Below are 21,265 nucleotides of genomic sequence, written 5' to 3'. Positions count from 1 at the left end.
ATCATCAGGGCGCGCACGGCAAGGGTATGGCGAGTAATGTCGGCCAGATCTCATTCCAGGCGCTGGTATGTTCCATTCCTTCTACAATGTGCACTTGGCTACAGTTGCCACCTTCAAGATTGACGAATCGACGAGCTATCCAGGTTGGCACAATTGAATCTTCGCTGCCGCTGAAATGGATCTGGGGGATTGACGCGATATGTTGGGCGATATCTACGGCGTTTTCAGATTCCGGCATGGCCGATACCTGATGGTATTGATTGACTGCGTAATGATCCAGATTGCCTGCCACTGTTCGTAGCGAACGTACGTCAGTACGACGGGCAGCGATCAGGGCCGCAACATTTCCACCGCCGGAGTAACCGACCATATTGATACCGGACGCGGACATTTGCTGGACATAGTTGCTGATTGCCTGATTCATACTATCGATGATTTCTTCTGCAAAGCGTTTGTCCGTCCAGTAGGAGACGTTGCAGACGGGGTTTTTATTCAGTGGAATAAACTGACAGGGGCGGGCGAGATAGACTACGTTGGCGCTATCGTCTTTTGTGGCCAGAGCCAGGCCGAGTGCCTGGCGGGGCGTTGGGTCGGGCGAGGGGGCTGTTTTATTAATCCAGGCAAAACCATCACCTTCGATGTAAAACGTAATCGTTCCCTGCGGTTGTTGCAGGCGTGTGTACGCGGCCAGTGTAAAGGCACCACCAACTATGGTTTGAGGCGTGAGCCCACCGGATGCCGCTAGTTCGTCGGCGGATTGGCGTGGAGAACTGCATGCTGTCTGTAACATAACGGCAACGCAGTACAGTAAGATCCCTCGGCCGTAACGAGATGGTAATGATTTGCCAGCCATTCTGTTTGCTCTGAATGTTTGAACTGCCCCAGTTTTTTGCGGCGAACGGCTCGCCAGGCAGTGCTCGATTGCATGGGAATTCGACTACTATGCCTGAACGGTGTTTTATCCGTCTATTCAGCGTTATCGTTCTGCCCGTGATTCATGCGGATTCGTTAACGAGCAGGAGCGGCGATGGGACATCGCGAAATTTATTCATAATGAAGCGCGTGAAGGGTTAGTTACAACATACTAATTGGGATACACCCAGACGCCTGTCTGAAAATCTGGTCGATCATATGTTGAGATTCTTCAGGGGATCCAGTCTGGGAAAACAGTAGAGTTTAGCATTCTGTTTCTATTGGACGGTTAGAAAACGCCAAAGCGTGCTACAACCCTCATGGATTATTGATTGCCGGGGCTGCGAATAATACTGAAACAGTATAAAATATATCATGCTGCATCTATGATAATTCCGAATGTTAAAAACTAACTGGATTTGATGGAAATTATCAACTATAAAATACCCGGCTTAATATTCACCCTATCAATAATTAATTATGGTGAATGGAAAGTCTGATATTCCTAAATTCTCTTTACATGAAATCAGTATTTTTCATATGAAATGGAGATTCATACATGTCATTGTTTAATTTTAATAAAACTACTGTTCTCAGTCGTAAAAAAACTATTACCCATAGATACTTTTCCCTTGCCTCTGTCTGTTTCGGCCTGGTTATGGCGTGCTTCTCCAGCACAGTGATGGCCAGCGTCGAGCCTTTATCTGTCAGCGGGAATAAAATCTATGCGGGAGAGCAAGTTAAGAGTTTTGCAGGAAATAGCCTGTTCTGGAGCAATAATGGTTGGGGTGGTGAGAAATTCTATACTGAGGAAACTGTCGCCAGATTGAAAAGCGAGTGGGGCGCCAGTATTGTCCGTGCAGCCATGGGCGTTCAGGAAAGCGGTGGTTATTTGCAGGATCCCTCTGGCAACAAAGCGAAAGTAGAAAAAGTAGTCGATGCCGCAATTGCCAACGACATGTATGTCATTATCGACTGGCATTCACATCATGCAGAAGATAATCAAAATGAAGCCATTAGTTTCTTTCAAGAAATGGCGAAAAAATATGGTGATAAACCCAACATTATTTATGAGATTTATAATGAGCCGCTGCAAGTTTCGTGGGGAAATACCATAAAGCCTTATGCGGAAGCTGTTATTTCCGCTATCCGTGCTATTGATCCGGACAATTTGATTATCGTCGGGACACCGACCTGGTCACAGGATGTCGATGAAGCTTCACTGAACCCGATTAGCGGCACCAATATCGCCTATACATTGCACTTTTATGCAGGAACTCATGGGGAATCATTACGGAACAAAGCACTGAAGGCGCTGAATAATGGCATTGCGCTGTTTGTCACCGAGTGGGGCGCGGTAAACGCAGATGGTAACGGTGGTGTGAACGCCAGTTCGGTCGATACCTGGGTGACATTTATGCGCGATAACAACATCAGCAACGCCAACTGGGCGTTGAATGATAAAGATGAAGGGGCATCGACATATTATCCCGACTCGCTGACCCTGACCGAGTCCGGTAAAAAGGTGAAGGAAATTATTCAGAATTGGCCTTATAACACCGGAACCAGTACCAGCAGTACCTCAACAGGGAGCTCTTCATCCGGGGATGCAGAGACATCCGGCAGTTCAGCAAGCGCCAGCACAAGTTCCAGCGATACCGGAACCTCGGCTTCGACCACAACTACAACTGCCGGCAGTACGGCGACAACGGCAACTACGGTCAGTTGCAGTAATGTCAACGTTTACCCCAATTGGGTCAGTAAGGATTGGTCTGGCGGTGAATATACGCATAACAATGCAGGTGAACAGATGGTCTACCAGGGGAAACTGTACAGCGCTAACTGGTACACCGCCTCGGTACCGGGCAGTGACGGTTCTTGGACGTTGGTCGGTACTTGTGGGTAATTGCTGAAACCAGAACGCAGGCAGCTATTGTTGCCGCCAGCTCAGAGAAATGCGGGGGAGGTTCCATACTGGCACCTCCCCCGTTGTTTTTTAGGCATCAGCCTGATGCATTATGCGCCAACGACACCATTGTTATTCTGAGTCGGCTTATTGACGGCGATCAGTTCTTCTCAAAAGCCCCCAGATCTGGAGCACTGCCCAGATAGCTGATTCCATCTACCTTGGTACCTGCGTTAATCAGCTTAGAGTCGGCCGACAGGCGAAATAAAGCGTTTTCTTGCAAGGAACCGTCGCTGTCGCGAGCGACCGTGGCCAGCGTGGTATCCAGGCTGGCGAAGTCGGATGACGTTGCCGCCGGCCCTGTATCCCAGGAGTTATATTTAGCATCAGCATTGCTGACGGTAACTGAGCCAGACAGTGAGACATTGTTACGGAAATAGTGCTTCTGCCCGGAGGCAACATCATTGCCGAAACCATAGTTGATACCGTTCTTGTACGAAACATTGTTGACGACGGTTACACTGCCCGTGTTGTTATTTTGGTCGAAGCCTTTACTGACGTTGCTGAAGGCGACTGACCTGGTAATGCGATGGTTTCCGGCAACCTTGTTTCCTCCCAGTTTGAATCCGTTGCCGTTACCGGCAAACGAACTGTTACTCCAGAAGTCGATGCCATTACGAAATGCCCAGCTGTTTTCGATGACCACTTTTTCCGTGGTGTCGAACAAATCGAAGCCGTCATCCGAGTTTTCCCACGCACGACAGCCAACGAAACGGTTGCCTGGCCCTTGTTTCTGTTTGGGGCCAAAACCGTCTGCCATGCTGCCGTTTTTCTTGGGATCATAATTACGGTAGGCATCAGAGTTGAGAACGGTGTTGTAAGAACCACCGTTGTTGATTTCAAGGCCGGTATTGCGGTTGTGGTGAAACGCAGTATTTTCAAACGTATTATGGCTGCCAGTAACATAAGCCCCTTGATAACCGGCGCGTGTTACTTCAACCCCTTTGAAATACCAGTAGTTACCCGTCACATAGAAGCCATAGGACGCCTGGACCCATTGATCGGCCGGGAAGGAGAAGTCAAACACGGCCTTGCCGCAGTTAGCCGCGACGACATAAATCGGCGAACCGCTACTGCCGGACTTACTGAACTTGATGGTATTCGCCTTGCTTGCCGTATAAGTCACAGTGTAGGTACCGGGTTTCAATAAGATCATTTCACCCGGATTAACCGCCGACAGTGCGGCGGAAAAACTCATCGGCGCGCTGAAACTATTGCCGCTATTGCTACTGCTACCTGTCGGCGACACGTAATAAACGCGGCTTGCTCCGTCGATCCCGCTATTGGTATCGGAACTGCAATCCGCCGCAAATGCCACATTGCTGTTGACAAGCGCGAGCGCAGCCAACGCCGTGGAGACGAAAAGGTGTCGTTTTTCCATTTCTTGCCTCATAACGTTAGAAAGTCGTATATCCCGTCTTCCTCAAAATGCATCTTTCATCTCGCATTACCGACAAAAGAACCGGCTAAAGATTGAAATAGCAGAAGTATGACTAACAGCCTGTGGCTGTGAATTACGTTGGAAAGGAGAAACCATTCCTTCGGTTATTGTTGTGAGCGAAGGGTGCTTTGCTCACACTGCATCCTGCATGTTGAGGTAAATCGACTATATATGATCGCCATGAAGAATATATGTCTCATTGTCACAAAACAATATTTCATTAAAAAATGAAATCAATTTCAATTTAATTGAAAAAATACAAAAATAATAATAAGTCAATTTATTATTGGTGCTTTTTCTCTCTCGCTAGACGAAGGACTTCATTCACTTTAAGCCAGGGCATCCCGTCAGGGTTGCACGGTTTTATTGAAAACATGGATACATCATATTGAATATATTGATTTTTATTAGAAATAAATAAAGCCGGGTGTTTGTTTTTAAATATTTTCTCGATTTTTCAGCAATATTGTTATCGCCCATTCGTCTACTACATCAGAAGTCATGAACCGTTAATCTATGAGGTAGAAGAATGATGAGAGGTATTGGTATGTGTGGGCACCGCCGTGGATTTCTATTCGCAAAACCGTTGCTGATTGGGGCCGTGCTGTTTGTTCTATTGGGGCTGTTGGTGATGTCCCTGTGGAATGCATTGTTGCCTGCAATCATCGGCGTGAAAAGCATAGACTTTTGGCAGGCGTTGGGACTATTGGTGCTAAGCCGTATTCTGTTCGGCGGACTGGGATTTCGACCGGGGATGTTTGGTATGGCGCGTGAACGTCGTCGTATGCACGAACGTTGGATGCAGATGACGCCTGAACAGCGTGAAGCATTTATCCAACAGCGTCGCGACGGGTTTAGTCACCACGGTCATCGCGGTTGGCATAGGCGTTGTGATGATAAAGCCGGCTCCCGATCGCCATCAACAGATACGCCGAAAACGCCGGAAGCTGAGTGAGCGAGATGAAAGTCGAAATGGCGGGGGAGTCGCTGCTGATTTCAGCAATCAAAGCTTGTCAGTCGCGGCTGATGGCCTTCATCCGTGGCCGAACGGCGGTACGAGATGATGCCGATGACATTTTGCAGGAAGTTACCTATCAGCTGATGAAGGTGGAACAACCGGTGGAGAACGTCGCCGCCTGGTTGTTTCGTGCAGCACGTAATGAAATGACCGACCGCGCACGTAAAAAGCGGGAGTTGCCGTTATCTGGATATTTCATAGAAGACGACGATGACGGGTATTCTCCGGAAGATGAACTGGCGGAAACGTTGTTTGGTGTACCGCAAACACCGGAGGATGAGTATCTGAAAGCGTTGCTGTGGGACGAACTGGATGCCGCTTTATCGACGTTGCCATCCGCACAACGTGAAGTGTTCGAAAAAACCGAGTTGCAGGGCTACAGCTATAACGACTTGACCGAAGAAACAGGGGTTAGCGTTCAGACGTTATTGTCCCGCAAACACAAAGCGGTTCTCCACCTGAGAGCCAGGCTGCGCAATGTCTATGATGCATTGACGGAGGATTAATACAGCTGCGATCAAGATCGCCAAATGGGGGGAGCTGGACTCGCTATAAGCGAGTCGTTACGCCTGTCGATATTGAATTCGTTAATTTAACATAATATACATTATACGAACCAAGGTAAGGTCAGGCGGGTTCTGGCGTCGGGCTGGTCAATCATCATCCTCGTCATCAACGGGTTCCAGCCAATGCGCCTGATAGCTCTCAGGAACATCAGCCTTCTCAAAAAACATCTGATAATAGTAAGTTTTGCCGCGTGAGCTGATGAATGGTAGCGATACGCTGCCAGGAAAAAACATGGCACGCTCCCAACACGGCAGCAGCTTCCCGCGACGTTTTAACCGCATGGCGTTATTCATCTCGGCACGTTGCGTTGAGATATGAGTAAAAAATGACATCGGCAGATCATTGAGCATGGCGTATCGGTATTGCTCTGACAGCCAACGCTGGTTACGGCGTCGGATTTTATGCTTCACGGTTTTCTTACCTTTAGATGACTGGGATTCGGAATTCAGGTTAATCCAGTGGAAAACGCATTGCCTCATACTCTTCAATGCGTAAGCACAGCGCAGCAAAAAAATCACCTTCCGATGTATTTATGGGCGGTTCGTCATCAAACATCGGCGAATGTTGCATCTGGTGATAACTATCTCCTATCACCATTTGGCCATATTCGATTTGCGCAAACGCCGGTCAATGCATAGGCTTATAGAGCAAAGTTTAAGTATTATCATCATAACTATCTGATTGATAAGTCTCTGTGGTTTTCCATCCGCCTTTCCTCCGGCCGTGTCCCGCAGGTTTTTATATCCATAAGCAGGAGAAAATATGCCTGGAATCACATCAGACTGGATGATTTTTACCGATCTCGACGGATCGTTACTGGATCATCACTCGTATGACTGGTCGCCTGCTGCAGAATGGCTGGCTCGGTTAAAAGCGTGCCATGCCCCGGTGGTGATGACCAGCAGCAAGACTGCTGCGGAACTCTGCCCGTTGCAGAGGAAATTGGGGCTGGATGGCGCGCCATTCATCGCGGAAAACGGCGCAGCAATTACACTTCCTGCCGACTGGAATGATCACCCCGCTTTTCCGCAGCACGTTGTGGCGGCCGACTATCAGGCAATTTGCCGTTGTTTGCAGGAGTTGCGCGTTCGCCACCGGTTTGCATTCACCGGATTTGCCGATATGGATACCACTCAGGTGGCTCAGGCGACCGGTTTGAGCCAACCGTTAGCGGCGTTGGCCCGGCAGCGACTGGCCTCGGAGCCGCTGATTTGGCAAGACAGTGCCGAGGCCATGGCGGAGTTTGTCCGTTGTCTGGCGCACTATCAGCTCGCCCTAACTGAAGGCGGACGTTTCCACCATGTGATGAGCCGTTCGGTCAGTAAAGGTGCTGCCGTTCATTGGTTGCTGTCGCAGTACCGGCAGCGGGAAGAACGCCCTTTTTTCGCCATTGGTCTGGGCGATGGGCCTAATGATATTTCTTTACTGGAGGCAATGGATTACGCCGTCGTCATTCGTGGGTACGTGAGCGAGAAGGTGACGCTGTCACCAGAATTCCGGGGCCGTTATTACCGTACTCAACAGACGGGGCCCGCAGGGTGGCGCGAAGGTCTGGATCATATCGCGTTGTCAGTATGACCACCGTGACGCTTGTTCTGCGTCAATGACGCGGATTTCTGTTAAGGGAGCGACTGCTATGAGTGAGTTTTATCAGGATGGCATCATCACCAATTTCCATAATCTTACCCACCGTAATGTCGAAGAACTGGAATATGACCTACAGGTTTTCTCTGGCCAGAACAGTATGGGGCTCATCCTCCCTTCCCTGTTCTCCGAATTGGAAGGGCCGGCGCTGGGAAAAATTATTGACGAACTGGCGCAGGTTCCTTATCTGGGAGAGATTGTGATTGGGCTTGACCGGGCCGACGCGGAACAATTCTGTTTCGCCCGCGAGTTTTTCTCCCGCCTGCCCCAGCGTCATCGGATTCTGTGGAATGACGGCCCTCGGTTGACCAAACTCAGCCAGGAGCTTGCGGAACGGGAATTGGCGCCGATGGAGGCCGGTAAAGGGCGCAATGTATGGTTTTGTGTCGGTTATACGCTGGCCTCTAGACGAACGTCCTGTATTGCATTGCATGATTGTGACATTGTCACTTATGACCGCAGCCTGCTGGCGCGGCTGCTCTATCCCATCGCCAATCCGCACTTTCATTACGACTTTTGCAAAGGTTATTACGCCCGGGTCGCTGATGGAAAGTTGAATGGCCGTGTTGGCCGTTTGCTGGTTTTCCCGTTGCTAAAATCGCTGCAAAACGTGTATGGCAATTCGGATTACCTGGAATATATGCGCAGTTTTCGCTATCCGCTGTCCGGCGAATTCGCCATGCGTAGCCACATCCTGCGCAACTTACGTATTCCCAGCGATTGGGGGCTGGAGATTGGCGTATTGTCGGAGATTCATCGCGGTACGGCGACCAGTCGTATCTGTCAGGTAGATATCGCCGATAACTACGACCATAAGCATCAGCCCATGTCCGAGTCTGACCCCACTTCCGGTTTGCAACGCATGGCGATGGATATCACCAAGGCGCTATATCGCAAACTGGCGATTCAGGGGGTTGGGATCACCGCCGATTCGTTTCGGGTGCTGCGAGCGACCTACTATCGCACGGCATTAGATATGATCGATTCGTTTGAGCATGACGCCCGCATGAATGGCCTGCATTTTGACCGGCATACGGAAGAGTCTGCGGTAGAGTTGTTTGCCGATGTGATCACCCTGTCTGGACAGGTCTATAACGACAGTCCGGGGGATAAACCGTTTGTACCAAGCTGGAACCGGGTGCAGTCGGCATTTCCTGATATTCTGGAGCGCCTTTATGAGGCAGTAGAAGCAGATAATCAGGAAATGAGCGGCGGAAGATAGCCTGACGAGGCTGAACACATCACATCTGTATCTTGCACTGGGGGCGAGCGCTGGGGAATGCGCCTGCCCTAACTGTTCGGTTCGCCAGTGTTAACATGAAGCGACAATAAATGCCGTATCTACCGTAAACGATCCGTCGTCCTGAATGTCGTAATGACGTTTTACCGGGGCCGATGCGGTTTTCTGCAGGGCCTGAATGGCGACAACGAAAGCATCCGGCGTGCGCATGCGTGCCACCCAGCTCTGAAACTCCAAAGGCAGACGGGCGGTGGTGAGCGATTTAATATTCAATCCGGCTTCGGTGCAGAAGGTCAACCATTCTCCTGGGGCGTAATCACGTACATGGGACGTATCCCGCAGCATCTCCACGGTTTGCAGAAACACATCCAGCATCGGATGACCGGGTGAGACCACATCGATAAAGATTGCCTCGCCACCGGGCTTGAGCACCCTCTTCACTTCGCGCAACGCGCGAGGGACATCCTGCCAATGGTGTGCGGAATACCGGCTGATGACCGCATCAAAACTTGCATCTGCGAACGGGAGCGATTCGGCAACCGCCTGGCGGGTAGTGACGGTCGTCAATTCGCGCTCCGCTGCAGTTTGAGCGACAACCTCCAGCATGCGGGGCGACAAATCGCAGGCGACAACCTGCGCGACCCGGCTGGCCAAAGTAAAACTGACATGGCCGGCTCCGCATCCCAGATCCAGTACGTGTGCCTGAGGAGTATTGAGAAAATGCCGGGCCAGTTCGTTGAGGTCTTCGCCTTGTGCATGTACAGCGCTGGAGAGATAGGCCTGCGCCTGGTTGCCGAACTGTTGTTCAACGGCTTGTTGATGACTCTTACTCTTTTCCATGACGGTTCCTTGTTTTGCCAGGTGGAATTAAACATTCAACACAATAATACCGCCATCAGTCCATTCAGGTGGGGTATCGGCGTAAATTTATATCTCGAAATGAAATAATAACAATTGGTTATTTTTTCATTAGTAAACTGATTTCTCCGCCAATGTACCTTTAACCACGACATATCCGGAGGTAACGGTATGCTGCTTAATGAACTGATGAACCCACAATATTCGGATAATCCTTTTCTTTTGTATCGAAAACTCCATGCGCAGGGGCCGCTTATCCAGGCCGGTGAGCACGTCATGATCAGCGGCAGTCACGCCATCGTAGAGGCCCTGCTGAATGACCGTCGAGCTGGCAAAAACTACATGGAAAGCGTTCGGCTGCGTTTTGGCGACGACGTCGCAGAACGGCCGGTATTCAAAGGCATCGGTAAAATGTTTCTGGTCATGAACCCGCCGGAGCATACCCGGCTGAGGGGCTTGATCATGAAATATTTCAGTACCAAAGAGATTCAGCCGCTCAGGGAAATGGCCGTCGCGACAGCGAATGCATTGGTCGATACCTTTATTGCGCGGGGAACCTGCGATTTGGCAAAGGAGTTTGCGTTCCCGCTTCCGGTTCGCATCATCTGTAGGATGCTGGATGTTCCTGAGTCGGATGTACAGGCACTTGGGGCGGCGGCCTCTGCGCTGGTAAAAGTCTTTGACCCGCAGATTACCGAGACAGACTTGTTGAACGCCGGTGAAGCCTTTACTGCGTTGCACGATTATTTCAGCGCCCTCATCCTTGCCCGCCGGAAAAACGCTGGCGATGATCTGGTGTCGCTTTTTTTACGCAGTGAGCATGAGGGTGACAGATTGCAGCACGATGAGATTATCGCCAACGTCATACTGCTGTTTATCGCCGGGCATGAAACCACCTCAAACATGGTATGCAATGCGGTGCTGGCTCTGCACGACAACCCGATAGAGTTGGATCTGCTGCGGCAAGACCACGCCCTCATCCCCGCAGCCGTGACGGAGTGTCTGCGATACGACAGCTCCGTTCAGATGGTCTACCGTATGGCGCTGGACGACATTGACGTGCTGGGCCATTTCATTCCACAAGGCACCAGTCTTTTTCTCATCCTTGGGGCCGCCAACCATGACCCGGCGGTATTTACCGCGCCGGAATGCTTGAATATCCGGCGCAAGGAAGGCCGCGCGTTGTCTTTCGGCGGCGGTATACACCATTGTTTAGGCTACCGACTGGCGTTAGCGGAGATGGAAGTCGCGCTGGAGATAATTCTGACTCGCCTACCGGTAATGCGTCCGCTGAAATCAGGCGTGGAACGCAACCACAGGGCAAACCTGCGCGGCGTCAAGGCGCTACCCATCGTATGGTGAAACGCCGCGCTCCTGTCCAGCGCGCGGCGGAGATAATCATGATGTAGAGCACGTATGGCTGGATCTTTCGCGTAAACTAGCCCACAGTCATACCGGTCAGGACGCCTGCGCCGGCAGGTGTATTATCATCCTGATTGAAAAGGATAAGTAAAAAACCGCAGTCAGAGGAAAACACGCATGATCATTTTAGTCACTGGCGCCACCGCAGGATTTGGCGAGTCGATTACCCGGAAATTCATCAAGGCCGGACACCAGGTCGTCGCGACCGGGCGCCGTCAGGAACGTCTTGATTCATTGAAAGCGGAATTCGGTGAAGCGGTGCATGTGCTGCGTCTGGATGTCCGCGATCGCAAGGCGGTCGAACAGGCGATTGCCGCACTGCCTGACGCATGGCGTCATATTGATGTTTTGGTCAACAACGCCGGATTGGCGCTGGGCCTGGAGCCGGCGCATCAGGCTTCAGTCGATGATTGGGAAACCATGATCGATACCAATAACAAAGGGCTGGTGTATATGACTCACGCTGTATTGCCCAGCATGGTGGCGCGGAATATCGGCCATGTTATCAATATTGGCTCTACGGCGGGTAACTGGCCTTATGCCGGCGGCAATGTCTACGGTGCAAGCAAGGCATTTGTCCGTCAGTTCAGTTTAGGACTGCGTACCGACCTGTTCGGCACCCAGGTGCGGGTCACTAACATCGAACCGGGCCTGGTAGGCGGCACTGAATTTTCAGCGGTACGTTTCAAAGGTAATGAAAATAAGGTGCGCCAGACTTATGACAAAGCCAATCCGCTGACGCCGGACGACGTAGCGGAAGCCGTATTCTGGGTGGCGACGTTGCCCGCACATGTGAATATCAATACGCTCGAAATGATGCCGGTCAATCAGACCTATGCTGGGTTGAAGGTTCATCGCGAAGAATGATTTCCGACGCCGGTGGGTATTTTTCCCCCGGCGCTGATGACCTCTGCCGTCAACGCCCATCAGGGCGTTTTTTGTGTCGCTATCACGCACCATACCTGATGTTTTACGTCAATGTTGGCGAGCCGGGAACTACTGATTAGCGTAAGGTTTCAGGTGCTTCAGCCCGGTGTGCGATCCGGCATTGTCATTGACCTCCCCCGTCCGGCGTAATGTGTGATGATATGTGGAATACATCAACTTGAAACATCTGTAAGCGTTAGGTAAGGGTTTCATAACGCTTTAATGATGCTATAGTTTTATGGCGTTTCTGGTATGTCTGGAATCGCGTCGTCATTCACACTATGTCACCCTGGGTGAACAATGCAGAAAACATCTCGTAACTTACTTATTTCTCTGGCCGGTTTGCTGACGGTCGGCCTCTGGCAGCCCACACAGGCCGCCACGCAACATGTGATTATCGAAAACGGCAACAGCGCCCTGTCCAAAGAAGCCGCACGGCAAAGTAGCGAGCAATGGAATGACACCCGCAATTTGCGTCGAAAGGTCAACAGCCGCGCTGAAAAAGAATTCGATAAGGTGGAACGTGCGATCGATGGCGAAGAAAAATGTAACGCCAGCAGCAACTTTAATGCGTATTGGGAAGCCAAAACCTCCCGCTGCCTTGACCGCCGAACCGGTCGCCCGGCGATGCCCTGATTATTTGTCTACCCGTTAACATTTTTATTCTTCCAGCCTGACTTTCGTCAGGCTTGTTTTTTGCAAAAGCAACAATACCCCCAGCGGCAACACCTGCCGATGGAATGGGCGAGCATTGATGGATACCCGATGATGTTAAGGGTGCTGGCATGATGACAAAAAGATCCCGGAGAAGGCGAACGCTTGACTCCGGGAGCGGGTTGGGTTGCGTCATTGCTGTGACATAGCGCTTTATTGCATCAACGCGGACAGATCGATGTAAGACGATAAATCGCGTTGGCTGGCACGCGGCAGGTATGGCAACTCACCCAGCTGCGGCGCTGGGATCTTTTTACGCAAGGCATGGATAATTTCAGCGTAATTGGCAAGCCCTGGGTTGATACGGTTAGCGACCCAGCCAGCCAGCGGCAACCCGTCATTGATGACCGCTTGCGCCGTCAGCAACGCATGATTGATGCACCCCAGTTTAATGCCAACCACCAAAATCACCGGCAGTTGTTCCTGTATTACCCAGTCGGAATAAGTACGCATATCGTTCATCAGCGTTCGCCAACCGCCGCTGCCTTCCACGATCACCACGTCCGCCATTTCGCCAAGCTGGTTCAGGCCTTGCGTCATAGCGCTATAGTTGATTACCCCTTCGCTGGCGCTGATTTCATCTTCCATCAGCGCCACCGGATTTACCTGCTCGTAGGACAGCGTCAGTGATGATGCTTCCTGCAAAATCAACGCATCATTGTTACGCAGCCCTGCTTCCATCTCCGTACAGCCTTTGCCGATGGGTTTATAACCCGCCACGGTTTTGCCGGCCTTCGTCAGCGCCTGTAATAACGCTTTGGATACAATCGTTTTACCAACGGCTGTATCGGTACCTGTAACAAAAATACGCTTTAACATGAAAATACCACTCCGGCAGGTCCCACCTGAAAAAATAACCTCAAACAAGCACATACTTACAAGGTTAAAAGTCTAGGCGATGCCCCTGGCGGGCAGCTTGCGTTAGCTCAATGTTTTGTCTGTCAGTCCACTACCCTTGCAGTAGTTTTATTAACAATGAACCGTTGTAGAGCGCGTCTTTCACCAACGCGGCACCGGGAATGGTTCCCTGATTGTAGAAATGCGTGGCGGTAACTTGAAGATTATGGCTATAGGCTGGCAGCGCTTGCCGACGGATACAGTCCATCATGGCCGGATACAGGATATCGGCGGCTTGATTCAGCGGGGAGCCGACCAGGATTTTTTCCGGGTTGAACAAATTGACCATGATGGCGGCGATACGTCCCACATTATTGCCGACGTCCATGATGATATCCCGTGCGAGCGGGTCGCCGTTTAGCGCGGCGGAACACAACGACTCGACGCTGAGCGGTGAACCGTGCAGCATCGAACTCATGGACACGCTCAACCGCTGCTGCGCCAGCTCCAGCATGCTCTCGGTACTGGCAACCGTTTCTAGACAACCGTGATTACCGCAGTAACAACGTTTACCGTAAGGGTCAACTTGCGTATGGCCGATCTCCACCAGATTACGGCTGCCGGCATGCAGAATGCGCCCATCCGTAATCACACCAGCCCCGACATTGTGGTCGATCACCAGCTGAATAATATTACGGCATCCACGGGCGGCGCCGAACAGCGCCTCGGCCATCGTCCAGGCGCAGATGTCGTGTTGCAGGTAAACCGGTACGCCAGTCCGTTCAGTCAACACCGGGCCGATAGCCATGTCTTCGATATTGTAAAACGGCATGCGATGAATGATGCCGGTGGTTGAATCCACCATGCCGGGGGATGTGATGGCGATGGCGGTCAGACGCTCCAGCTTTTTCTGGTGGCGAATAAAAAAGTGGTCAATTTCAGAGAGGAGCCGATCCAATAGCGACACCGCATGTTTCGCCGGTAGCGGAACGTCATCCTCCACCACCAGTTTGCTACTCAAATCACGGAGCGCCAGCGTCGCCCATTCGCGGCTGATGCGCACGGAAAGGTAGTGCCAGGCATCCGTATCCAGCACCAGACCGATAGCGGGCCGGCCGCGACTGCCGATTTCTTGATATTCCGTTTCCTTTACCAGATGGACATCCATCAGTTCACGCACGATTTTAGTGATACTGGCCGGTGCGAGCTGCGCCTTCTTGGATAGCTCAATGCGCGAGATGGGACCATATTCATCAATCAGCCGATACACGCCTCCTGCATTCATCTGTTTTATCTGATCGATGTGTCCGGGCTGACCACTGGCAATCACTCTGGCACGGCTCCTGGCGGTTATGCGTGACGTTATTTTTCACGCTGCAAAATAAAAAACTGTGGCTATGGTGTAGCTTTTGCCGGGGGCCGTCAAATATTTGATTCGATATGTGATTTAACGCACATATTTTTTGTTGCTGGTGCTCAGCATTAAGGCAATTAACGTTTGTGCGGCCGAGGTCAACGGCCGATGCTGCGGTGTCACCAGCCACATTTCGCTAATGGCATCCTTTTCTTTCAGGGATAGATATTTCACGCCATCAACCCGAATACGGCGGAATGACGCGGGCAACAACGACACCCCCAGGCCGGAGGAAACCAGACCGATAATGGTCATCGCCTCGCCCACCTCCTGCGTAATATAAGGTTTGATATCGTATTTTTTCAGTAAGGTCAGGATTTCGTCGTACAACGCGGTGCCCACTTCTCGGGAGAAAAAGACAAAGGGCTCGTTGGCCAGTTGCTGGATGCTGATGCATTCCTCCGGCGATAACGCCAACGGATGTTCTTCATGCACCACGGCGACCATCGGTTCATGCAATAACAGTTGGTGGTGCAACGCATCGGGCAGCGGATTATTGCGCATAACCCCCAGATCCAGCTTACCGCTGAGCAGCGGTTCGATCTGCTGCTTGGTGTTGATCTCCAGCATCTGAATGTGGACATCGGGATAAGCCTGGCGAAAATGCAGCAAACTGCGCGACACTTTATTGACGAACGGCGCAGAGGACGTAAAACCGATACTGAGCTCGCCCAGTTCTCCCCGCTGGATGCGCGCCGCCCGCTCCGCTGCCTGATTGACCTGATTGATGATTCCCCAGGATTCTTTTAAAAATTGCTGTCCGGCTGGTGTAAGACGGACATTACGGTTATTGCGTTCCAGCAGCCTGGCGCCCACCTGCTCTTCCAGTATTTGGATCTGCTGGCTCAACGGCGGTTGGGATATATTCAATTTTTCCGCCGCTCGGCCAAAATGAAGTTCTTCCGCGACGGCAATGAAATAGCGTAAATGTCTCAGTTCGATATTCATATTTTTAAAGTATCAATATTAATTATTAATATATTATACAAAACAATGGCGGGATTCTATGATGCGCTCACTGAAGCTTTTACCGTTTTTCCGGATAAGGATTTATTTTGAGTACCCCGCTGTCTTCGCATGGAATGTCTGCTTCTGTCATTGATGACATTCAGTATCCACGTAAAAACTCTATTTCGACCTATAAAATTCCGTTCATCAGTCGCGGTACGCCCCAGTTCATTCGGGTGACGCTGGCGCTGTTTTCCGCCGGCCTGGCTACCTTTGCCCTTTTATACTGCGTTCAGCCGATTCTGCCGGTGTTGTCGCTGACGTTTGACGTTTCTCCGGCTACCGGCAGCCTGTCCTTGTCGGTATCAACCATCACGATGGCGATCGGGCTACTGTTTACCGGCCCCTTGTCCGATACCATCGGACGTAAAAACGTCATGGTGGTTTCGTTGCTGTTGGCGGCAATCTGTACGCTGATATGCAGCTTTATGACCAGCTGGCACGCCATCCTGGTGATGCGCGCCTTAACCGGCTTAGCGTTAAGCGGCGTTGCCGCAGTCGCGATGACGTATTTGAGCGAAGAAATTCACCCGAGCGTAGTGGCCTTTTCCATGGGGTTGTATATCAGCGGTAACTCGATTGGCGGTATGAGTGGTCGGTTGCTGACCGGGGTCATGACCGATTTTTTGGGCTGGCGTATAGCCATGGCGGCGATCGGTTTTATTGCGTTGGCCGCATCCATCACTTTTTGGCGAGCGTTGCCGGCGTCCCGTCATTTTCGCGCCGGCTCCCTGCGGCCGCGAACCTTGCTAATCAATGCCCGTTTGCACTGGCGGGATGCCGGTCTGCCCTTGCTGTTTGTGGAAGGTTTCCTGCTGATGGGGTCTTTTGTAACGCTGTTCAACTATATTAGCTATCGCCTGCTGGCTGAACCTTACCATCTGAGCCAAACCGTGGTCGGTATGCTGTCCGTGGTTTTTCTGACCGGTAGTTACGCCTCTCCTCGCGCAGGCGCGATGACTGTCCGTTTTGGTCGCGGGCCGGTACTCGTCGGTTTTACTGCGCTTATGTTGTTGGGATTGCTTGTAACGATGTGCGACTCATTGATTGCGGTCTTCTGCGGCATGATGTTGTTCACGGCTGGCTTCTTTGCCTCCCATTCGGTGACGAGCAGCTGGATTGGGCTGCGTGCACAACGCGCCAAAGGTCAGGCAGCCTCCATGTACCTGTTTTTCTACTATTTGGGTTCCAGTTTGGCGGGAACAACCGGTGGATTCTTTTGGTATCACTATGGCTGGAATGGTGTCGTCGTGTTCTTATCCTTGCTGCTGTTCATAGCCGTACTAGTCGGGTTCAAACTTAATGCATTGACTCACAAATAACCCCATTACGCCTAAATCCACATATCGGGGGCGACAAGGCGACGGAGGTAGTGAAGGGATGACGTTGAAAGCAGCGGCACTGAAACGGGGGATATTTGACGAGAAACTGTGCCTTATTCTTCCTGTTGAGCTGATGTACGATCTGCTGTTGCTTGAGGAGGCTGTTTTGAGTTTAAATAAACAGTATGTTGTAACTAATAAGATACCTCTATGGCTGCATACGATTTAATAGAACGCATGACGACTCATTTTCAACATATGGAAATGGCACTGAAAGACATGCAACAGCTATTTTTGTCTTTCCACTATCTGGGGGGATGTATTCATCCGTTGCCTCCGGTGGACAAAGGCTGTGAACACGACCCGGTCAACCGCATCGCGGTTTGCCGTCATACGGGTGAAACGGCGCGAGATTTGGGGCTACAACATTTTCGGCGGTTATTCATTCACCATTATTCTGAGCGCGTCAGCAGCAAATCGGCGATTCGCCTCCCCGGTGTGCTTTGTTTCACCGTGAAGTCACAGGAAAGCCAAGCCGCCAGCAACCTGATCGCGAAAATCAACCAGTTAAAGTCAGCGCTGGAACAGATTATCACCGTCGAATCCGGGTTGGAGCCTGAGCAACGCTTTGATTTTGTACATACCCACCTTCGCGGATTGATCACATTAAGCGCTTATCGTCAGGTCATCATGCTGACCGACCCCGCATCCGTTCGTTTTGGTTGGGCCAATAAAAACATCATTAAAAATTTGACGCGCGAAGAGCTGCTGGCAAAACTGGAAAAAAGCTTGCAATCCGGCCGCGCGGTGGCGCCCTACAGCAAAGAACAGCGAGCATCGCTGATCGCTGCTGAAATTAATGAGATAAACGCGCTACCGGCCAGTGCGATATTGAAAATCAAACGCCCGGTCAAAGTACAACCGATTGCCCGGGTCTGGTATCCGGATGAGCAGAAACAAGTACAGTATCCCTGCCCATCACCGCTGCTGGTGCTATGCCAGGAAGGCATGATGCCTATTATCGGCGAACTCGGGGATTATGATGCCGAAAACATCCGACATCGACATAAACCTCAGGCGAAACCGTTGCGGCTTATCATTCCCCGGCTGCATCTCTATGTTGACGAGAGCTAGTTAGGGCAGGCCTTCATCCTTTACTGTCCACGCTTCATGCTGCCGACCATATTTTCCGGCCGAACCCATTCATCAAACTGGGATTCCGTCAAATATCCCAGTTTCAGTGCCGCTGCTTTCAACGTCAGCCCTTCATGATGCGCGCGCTTGGCAATCTCCGCCGCTTTGTCGTACCCGATGTGCGGATTTAGCGCAGTCACCAGCATCAGGGAATCGTTCAACAAGTGTTCGATACGCACCAGATCCGGTTCAACCCCCACGGCGCAATGGACATTGAAACTGTTCATACCGTCGGCCAGCAGGCGGATTGATTGCAAAAAATTATGAATAATCATGGGCCGGTACACATTGAGCTCAAAATTACCGGAGGCCCCCCCCATGTTGATCGCGACATCATTCCCCATCACCTGGCAGCACACCATGGTCAACGCCTCGCACTGCGTCGGATTCACTTTGCCCGGCATAATTGAACTGCCGGGTTCATTTTCCGGAATACGCAACTCGCCGATACCGCATCGCGGCCCGGAAGCCAGCCAGCGCACATCATTCGCGATTTTCATCAATGAAGCGGCCAGCCCCTTCAACGCGCCATGTCCTTGCACCAGCGCATCGCACGTCGCCAGCGCTTCAAATTTATTGGGTGCCGAGACAAACGGATGCCCCGTCAATTCAGCCAGCGCCTCCGCTACGCGGCGCGCATATTCCGGATGCGTATTCAGGCCGGTACCCACCGCCGTTCCTCCTAACGCCAGCTCACATAAATGGGGAAGCGTGTTTTCGACATGCCTGCGGCTGTGTTCCAACATCGCGCACCATCCGGATATTTCCTGCCCCAGGGTTAATGGCGTGGCATCCTGTAAATGGGTACGGCCGATTTTCACAATATGCCGAAACTGCCCGGCCTTATTGGCCAACGTATGCTGCAAAGCCGTCAATTGCGGAATCAAATGTTCCCGCACGGCCGATACGGCGGCAACATGCATGGCCGTCGGGAAAACATCATTAGAACTCTGGCTCTTATTGACATCGTCATTGGGGTGAACCCGCCTGTCGCCGCCACGAACGCCCCCTAACAGTTCGCTGGCTCGGTTGGCCAGCACTTCATTCATATTCATATTGGTTTGCGTACCGGACCCAGTTTGCCAGATCGCCAGCGGGAACTCGGCACCGTGCGTCCCAGCTAAAACCTCGTCAGCGGCATGAATAATGGCGTCGGCCCGATCCGTCGGCAGTAATCCCAGGTCACAATTAACACGCGCAGCCGCCCGTTTGGTTAGCGCCAATGCGGCAATCAGAGCGGCAGGCATTTTCTCTTCAGAAATACGGAAGTGCTCCAGCGAGCGCTGGGTTTGTGCCCCCCACAATCTATCAGCGGGGACAGACACTTCGCCCATAGAATCTTTTTCCACTCGAGTTATAGACACGGTTTTCTCCTTCACAATAAACATCATTTCATCAGGCTGACGGATTTTATCCTTCTGGAATCATGGCTTATAAAGCATTACCATGGCCGTTATCGATAAATACGACACAATATTTCTCTGATTGAACCCTCGTATTCATGGCCAAATTTAACAGTTAATTTAACAATGAGAAGCCGTCATGCAAAAAATGCGCAACAACATCCAACACTATGCCTGGGGCAGCAAACACGCTTTGACCGAGCTCTATGGCATTGCGAATCCTGATGGGTTGCCGATGGCGGAGCTGTGGATGGGCGCACATCCTAAAAGCAGTTCTTTCGTCCTTGACGACAATGGCGCCGAACACAATCTACGCGATCGCATCACTGCGGATTTATCCGCGTCGCTGGGTGACGCCGTGGCGCGTCGCTTCGGCGAATTACCATTTCTTTTCAAGGTACTCTGCGCCGAACAGCCGCTCTCTATTCAGGTACATCCTTCCAAATCCGCAGCCGAAGAAGGTTATGCCCGTGAAAACGCCGCCGGCATTCCATTCGATTCACCTGAACGCAATTACAAAGATGCCAACCACAAACCCGAGTTGGTATTTGCACTGACGCCGTTTCTGGCCATGAATGGCTTCCGGGAGTCATCGGACATGATCAGCCAGTTCACCCCATTGGCCGACGCGCATCCGGCTATCGGCGCGTTTCTGCAACAGCCTGACAGTAATAATCTGTCCATTCTGTTCTCAAGCTTGCTGAATATGTCAGGCGAGGAAAAACGCCGGGCGCTTGACATGTTGTTTGATTCGCTGGAGAAAAACCGGGGTGAACCCTGGGATACGATACGTTTCATCGCACAGTTTTATCCCGACGACAGCGGGCTGTTTTCTCCATTGCTGCTGAATGTTGTCCAGCTCCAGCCAGGCGAAGCCATGTTCCTGCATGCGGAAACGCCGCATGCCTACCTCCATGGCGTTGGTCTGGAAGTGATGGCTAATTCCGACAATGTGCTACGCGCCGGGTTAACCCCCAAGTACATCGATATCCCCGAATTGGTTGCCAACGTTAAATTTGTCGGCAGAACGGCGGAAAGTTTGCTCACCCGACCGATAAAAAACGCCAGCGAATTGCGCTTCCCGATCCCGGTCGATGACTTTGCTTTTTCCCTGCACTCTCTGGATCAGCAAGCCCAAACCATCACGTTGTCCAGTGCGGCGATTATTTTCTGTATCAACGGGAAAGCGCTATTGGATAATGGCCACCAGACGGTAATGCTGTCGCCGGGCGAGTCCTGCTTTATTCCGGCTAATGATGCAGCAGTCAGCGTTCAGGGTGAGGGGCACATCGCCCGCGTTTATAATCAACCGTTAAGTGTATAACGGCTGCCTCTTTCTTCGCCGGAGTGCAGGCATCATTCATCAACAAGGAACTAT

At 51.5% G+C, this 21,265-nt stretch carries 20 protein-coding genes; 12 read left to right on the top strand and 8 right to left on the bottom strand.

Translation table 11 applies throughout. From position 1 onward, the window contains the following. Positions 1 to 4: 4 nt before the first annotated feature. Positions 5 to 790: an alpha/beta hydrolase family protein gene (locus tag HEP82_RS04325; RefSeq protein ID WP_225622313.1), complete on the bottom strand. Its 786-nt coding sequence runs from the start codon at positions 788 to 790 to the stop codon at positions 5 to 7. A 681-nt stretch (positions 791 to 1,471) separates the two neighbouring features. On the opposite strand from HEP82_RS04325, the gene HEP82_RS04320 reads away from it, so the two are divergent. Further along, complete coding sequence (locus HEP82_RS04320) at positions 1,472 to 2,818, top strand: cellulase family glycosylhydrolase (RefSeq protein ID WP_192456958.1); 1,347 nt, start codon at positions 1,472 to 1,474, stop codon at positions 2,816 to 2,818. 160 nt (positions 2,819 to 2,978) lie between these two features. Here HEP82_RS04320 and HEP82_RS04315 read toward each other — a convergent pair whose 3' ends face one another. Beyond that, on the bottom strand, positions 2,979 to 4,259 hold the full coding sequence (locus tag HEP82_RS04315; RefSeq protein ID WP_192456957.1) for a right-handed parallel beta-helix repeat-containing protein: 1,281 nt from the start codon (positions 4,257 to 4,259) through the stop codon (positions 2,979 to 2,981). A 592-nt stretch (positions 4,260 to 4,851) separates the two neighbouring features. On the opposite strand from HEP82_RS04315, the gene HEP82_RS04310 reads away from it, so the two are divergent. Next, positions 4,852 to 5,274: a hypothetical protein gene (locus HEP82_RS04310; RefSeq protein ID WP_192457102.1), complete on the top strand. Its 423-nt coding sequence runs from the start codon at positions 4,852 to 4,854 to the stop codon at positions 5,272 to 5,274. A 5-nt stretch (positions 5,275 to 5,279) separates the two neighbouring features. Then, positions 5,280 to 5,843, top strand: coding sequence for an RNA polymerase sigma factor (locus HEP82_RS04305; protein WP_192457101.1), 564 nt, complete (start codon positions 5,280 to 5,282; stop codon positions 5,841 to 5,843). A gap of 147 nt (positions 5,844 to 5,990) precedes the next feature. On the opposite strand, the gene HEP82_RS04300 is transcribed toward HEP82_RS04305, so the two are convergent. Then, positions 5,991 to 6,254: a hypothetical protein gene (locus HEP82_RS04300; protein WP_192456956.1), complete on the bottom strand. Its 264-nt coding sequence runs from the start codon at positions 6,252 to 6,254 to the stop codon at positions 5,991 to 5,993. 412 nt (positions 6,255 to 6,666) lie between these two features. Here HEP82_RS04300 and HEP82_RS04295 point away from each other — a divergent pair, with 412 nt between their 5' ends. Together HEP82_RS04295 and HEP82_RS04290 are read left to right on the top strand one after the other, a co-directional pair. Then, on the top strand, positions 6,667 to 7,482 hold the full coding sequence (locus HEP82_RS04295) for a mannosyl-3-phosphoglycerate phosphatase-related protein (protein ID WP_192456955.1): 816 nt from the start codon (positions 6,667 to 6,669) through the stop codon (positions 7,480 to 7,482). A gap of 58 nt (positions 7,483 to 7,540) precedes the next feature. Continuing rightward, a complete protein-coding gene (locus HEP82_RS04290) occupies positions 7,541 to 8,770 on the top strand; it encodes a glycosyltransferase family protein (protein ID WP_192456954.1) in 1,230 nt (409 codons plus the stop codon). A 90-nt stretch (positions 8,771 to 8,860) separates the two neighbouring features. On the opposite strand, the gene HEP82_RS04285 is transcribed toward HEP82_RS04290, so the two are convergent. After that, positions 8,861 to 9,628: a class I SAM-dependent methyltransferase gene (locus HEP82_RS04285; protein ID WP_192456953.1), complete on the bottom strand. Its 768-nt coding sequence runs from the start codon at positions 9,626 to 9,628 to the stop codon at positions 8,861 to 8,863. Between the two features lie 189 nt (positions 9,629 to 9,817). Here HEP82_RS04285 and HEP82_RS04280 point away from each other — a divergent pair, with 189 nt between their 5' ends. From HEP82_RS04280 to HEP82_RS04270, 3 genes are all read left to right on the top strand, one after another. Next, the gene (locus HEP82_RS04280; RefSeq protein WP_192456952.1) at positions 9,818 to 11,008 is read left to right on the top strand and encodes a cytochrome P450; all 1,191 of its coding nucleotides are present in this window, start codon (positions 9,818 to 9,820) and stop codon (positions 11,006 to 11,008) included. A 177-nt stretch (positions 11,009 to 11,185) separates the two neighbouring features. Further along, a complete protein-coding gene (gene ydfG / locus HEP82_RS04275) occupies positions 11,186 to 11,935 on the top strand; it encodes a bifunctional NADP-dependent 3-hydroxy acid dehydrogenase/3-hydroxypropionate dehydrogenase YdfG (RefSeq protein ID WP_192456951.1) in 750 nt (249 codons plus the stop codon). A 360-nt stretch (positions 11,936 to 12,295) separates the two neighbouring features. Continuing rightward, entirely contained in the window at positions 12,296 to 12,631 is a 336-nt protein-coding gene (locus HEP82_RS04270) for a DUF1283 family protein (RefSeq protein WP_192456950.1), read from the top strand. A 231-nt stretch (positions 12,632 to 12,862) separates the two neighbouring features. On the opposite strand, the gene bioD is transcribed toward HEP82_RS04270, so the two are convergent. From bioD to HEP82_RS04255, 3 genes are all read right to left on the bottom strand, one after another. Continuing rightward, on the bottom strand, positions 12,863 to 13,528 hold the full coding sequence (gene bioD / locus HEP82_RS04265) for a dethiobiotin synthase (protein ID WP_192456949.1): 666 nt from the start codon (positions 13,526 to 13,528) through the stop codon (positions 12,863 to 12,865). A 130-nt stretch (positions 13,529 to 13,658) separates the two neighbouring features. Then, positions 13,659 to 14,876, bottom strand: coding sequence for a sugar metabolism global transcriptional regulator Mlc (gene mlc / locus HEP82_RS04260; protein ID WP_192456948.1), 1,218 nt, complete (start codon positions 14,874 to 14,876; stop codon positions 13,659 to 13,661). Positions 14,877 to 14,993: 117 nt separating this feature from the next. After that, a complete protein-coding gene (locus HEP82_RS04255; protein WP_192456947.1) occupies positions 14,994 to 15,908 on the bottom strand; it encodes a LysR family transcriptional regulator in 915 nt (304 codons plus the stop codon). 134 nt (positions 15,909 to 16,042) lie between these two features. On the opposite strand from HEP82_RS04255, the gene HEP82_RS04250 reads away from it, so the two are divergent. Genes HEP82_RS04250 through tus form a run of 3 tightly spaced genes read left to right on the top strand, consistent with a single transcriptional unit; the run spans position 16,043 to position 18,424 of the window. Beyond that, the gene (locus tag HEP82_RS04250; RefSeq protein WP_192457100.1) at positions 16,043 to 17,290 is read left to right on the top strand and encodes an MFS transporter; all 1,248 of its coding nucleotides are present in this window, start codon (positions 16,043 to 16,045) and stop codon (positions 17,288 to 17,290) included. Positions 17,291 to 17,348: 58 nt separating this feature from the next. Further along, complete coding sequence (locus tag HEP82_RS04245; RefSeq protein WP_192456946.1) at positions 17,349 to 17,519, top strand: hypothetical protein; 171 nt, start codon at positions 17,349 to 17,351, stop codon at positions 17,517 to 17,519. Continuing rightward, positions 17,501 to 18,424 carry a DNA replication terminus site-binding protein gene (gene tus / locus HEP82_RS04240; protein ID WP_192456945.1) on the top strand — a complete coding sequence of 308 codons (924 nt, stop codon included), beginning with the start codon at positions 17,501 to 17,503 and terminating at the stop codon, positions 18,422 to 18,424. The genes HEP82_RS04245 and tus overlap by 19 nt, the downstream gene beginning before the upstream one ends. Before the next feature lie 20 nt (positions 18,425 to 18,444). Here tus and fumC read toward each other — a convergent pair whose 3' ends face one another. After that, positions 18,445 to 19,848, bottom strand: coding sequence for a class II fumarate hydratase (fumC, locus tag HEP82_RS04235; protein WP_192456944.1), 1,404 nt, complete (start codon positions 19,846 to 19,848; stop codon positions 18,445 to 18,447). A gap of 178 nt (positions 19,849 to 20,026) precedes the next feature. On the opposite strand from fumC, the gene manA reads away from it, so the two are divergent. Beyond that, entirely contained in the window at positions 20,027 to 21,211 is a 1,185-nt protein-coding gene (gene manA, locus HEP82_RS04230; protein WP_192456943.1) for a mannose-6-phosphate isomerase, read from the top strand. Positions 21,212 to 21,265 lie beyond the last annotated feature (54 nt).

Origin of the sequence: Musicola keenii, from assembly GCF_014855505.1 — a bacterium.
Classification (GTDB): Bacteria; Pseudomonadota; Gammaproteobacteria; order Enterobacterales; family Enterobacteriaceae; genus Musicola; species Musicola paradisiaca.
This window is presented reverse-complemented; position numbering and strand designations above follow the sequence as displayed.

Bases quoted from the DNA above. Each gene is read 5' to 3' on its own strand.
- HEP82_RS04325 (WP_225622313.1), bottom strand. From the start codon at position 790: ATGTTACAGACAGCATGCAGTTCTCCACGCCAATCCGCCGACGAACTA.
- HEP82_RS04320 (WP_192456958.1), top strand. From the start codon at position 1,472: ATGTCATTGTTTAATTTTAATAAAACTACTGTTCTCAGTCGTAAAAAA.
- HEP82_RS04315 (WP_192456957.1), bottom strand. From the start codon at position 4,259: ATGGAAAAACGACACCTTTTCGTCTCCACGGCGTTGGCTGCGCTCGCG.
- HEP82_RS04310 (WP_192457102.1), top strand. From the start codon at position 4,852: ATGAGAGGTATTGGTATGTGTGGGCACCGCCGTGGATTTCTATTCGCA.
- HEP82_RS04305 (WP_192457101.1), top strand. From the start codon at position 5,280: ATGAAAGTCGAAATGGCGGGGGAGTCGCTGCTGATTTCAGCAATCAAA.
- HEP82_RS04300 (WP_192456956.1), bottom strand. From the start codon at position 6,254: ATGCTCAATGATCTGCCGATGTCATTTTTTACTCATATCTCAACGCAA.
- HEP82_RS04295 (WP_192456955.1), top strand. From the start codon at position 6,667: ATGCCTGGAATCACATCAGACTGGATGATTTTTACCGATCTCGACGGA.
- HEP82_RS04290 (WP_192456954.1), top strand. From the start codon at position 7,541: ATGAGTGAGTTTTATCAGGATGGCATCATCACCAATTTCCATAATCTT.
- HEP82_RS04285 (WP_192456953.1), bottom strand. From the start codon at position 9,628: ATGGAAAAGAGTAAGAGTCATCAACAAGCCGTTGAACAACAGTTCGGC.
- HEP82_RS04280 (WP_192456952.1), top strand. From the start codon at position 9,818: ATGCTGCTTAATGAACTGATGAACCCACAATATTCGGATAATCCTTTT.
- ydfG (WP_192456951.1), top strand. From the start codon at position 11,186: ATGATCATTTTAGTCACTGGCGCCACCGCAGGATTTGGCGAGTCGATT.
- HEP82_RS04270 (WP_192456950.1), top strand. From the start codon at position 12,296: ATGCAGAAAACATCTCGTAACTTACTTATTTCTCTGGCCGGTTTGCTG.
- bioD (WP_192456949.1), bottom strand. From the start codon at position 13,528: ATGTTAAAGCGTATTTTTGTTACAGGTACCGATACAGCCGTTGGTAAA.
- HEP82_RS04255 (WP_192456947.1), bottom strand. From the start codon at position 15,908: ATGAATATCGAACTGAGACATTTACGCTATTTCATTGCCGTCGCGGAA.
- HEP82_RS04250 (WP_192457100.1), top strand. From the start codon at position 16,043: ATGTCTGCTTCTGTCATTGATGACATTCAGTATCCACGTAAAAACTCT.
- HEP82_RS04245 (WP_192456946.1), top strand. From the start codon at position 17,349: ATGACGTTGAAAGCAGCGGCACTGAAACGGGGGATATTTGACGAGAAA.
- tus (WP_192456945.1), top strand. From the start codon at position 17,501: ATGGCTGCATACGATTTAATAGAACGCATGACGACTCATTTTCAACAT.
- manA (WP_192456943.1), top strand. From the start codon at position 20,027: ATGCAAAAAATGCGCAACAACATCCAACACTATGCCTGGGGCAGCAAA.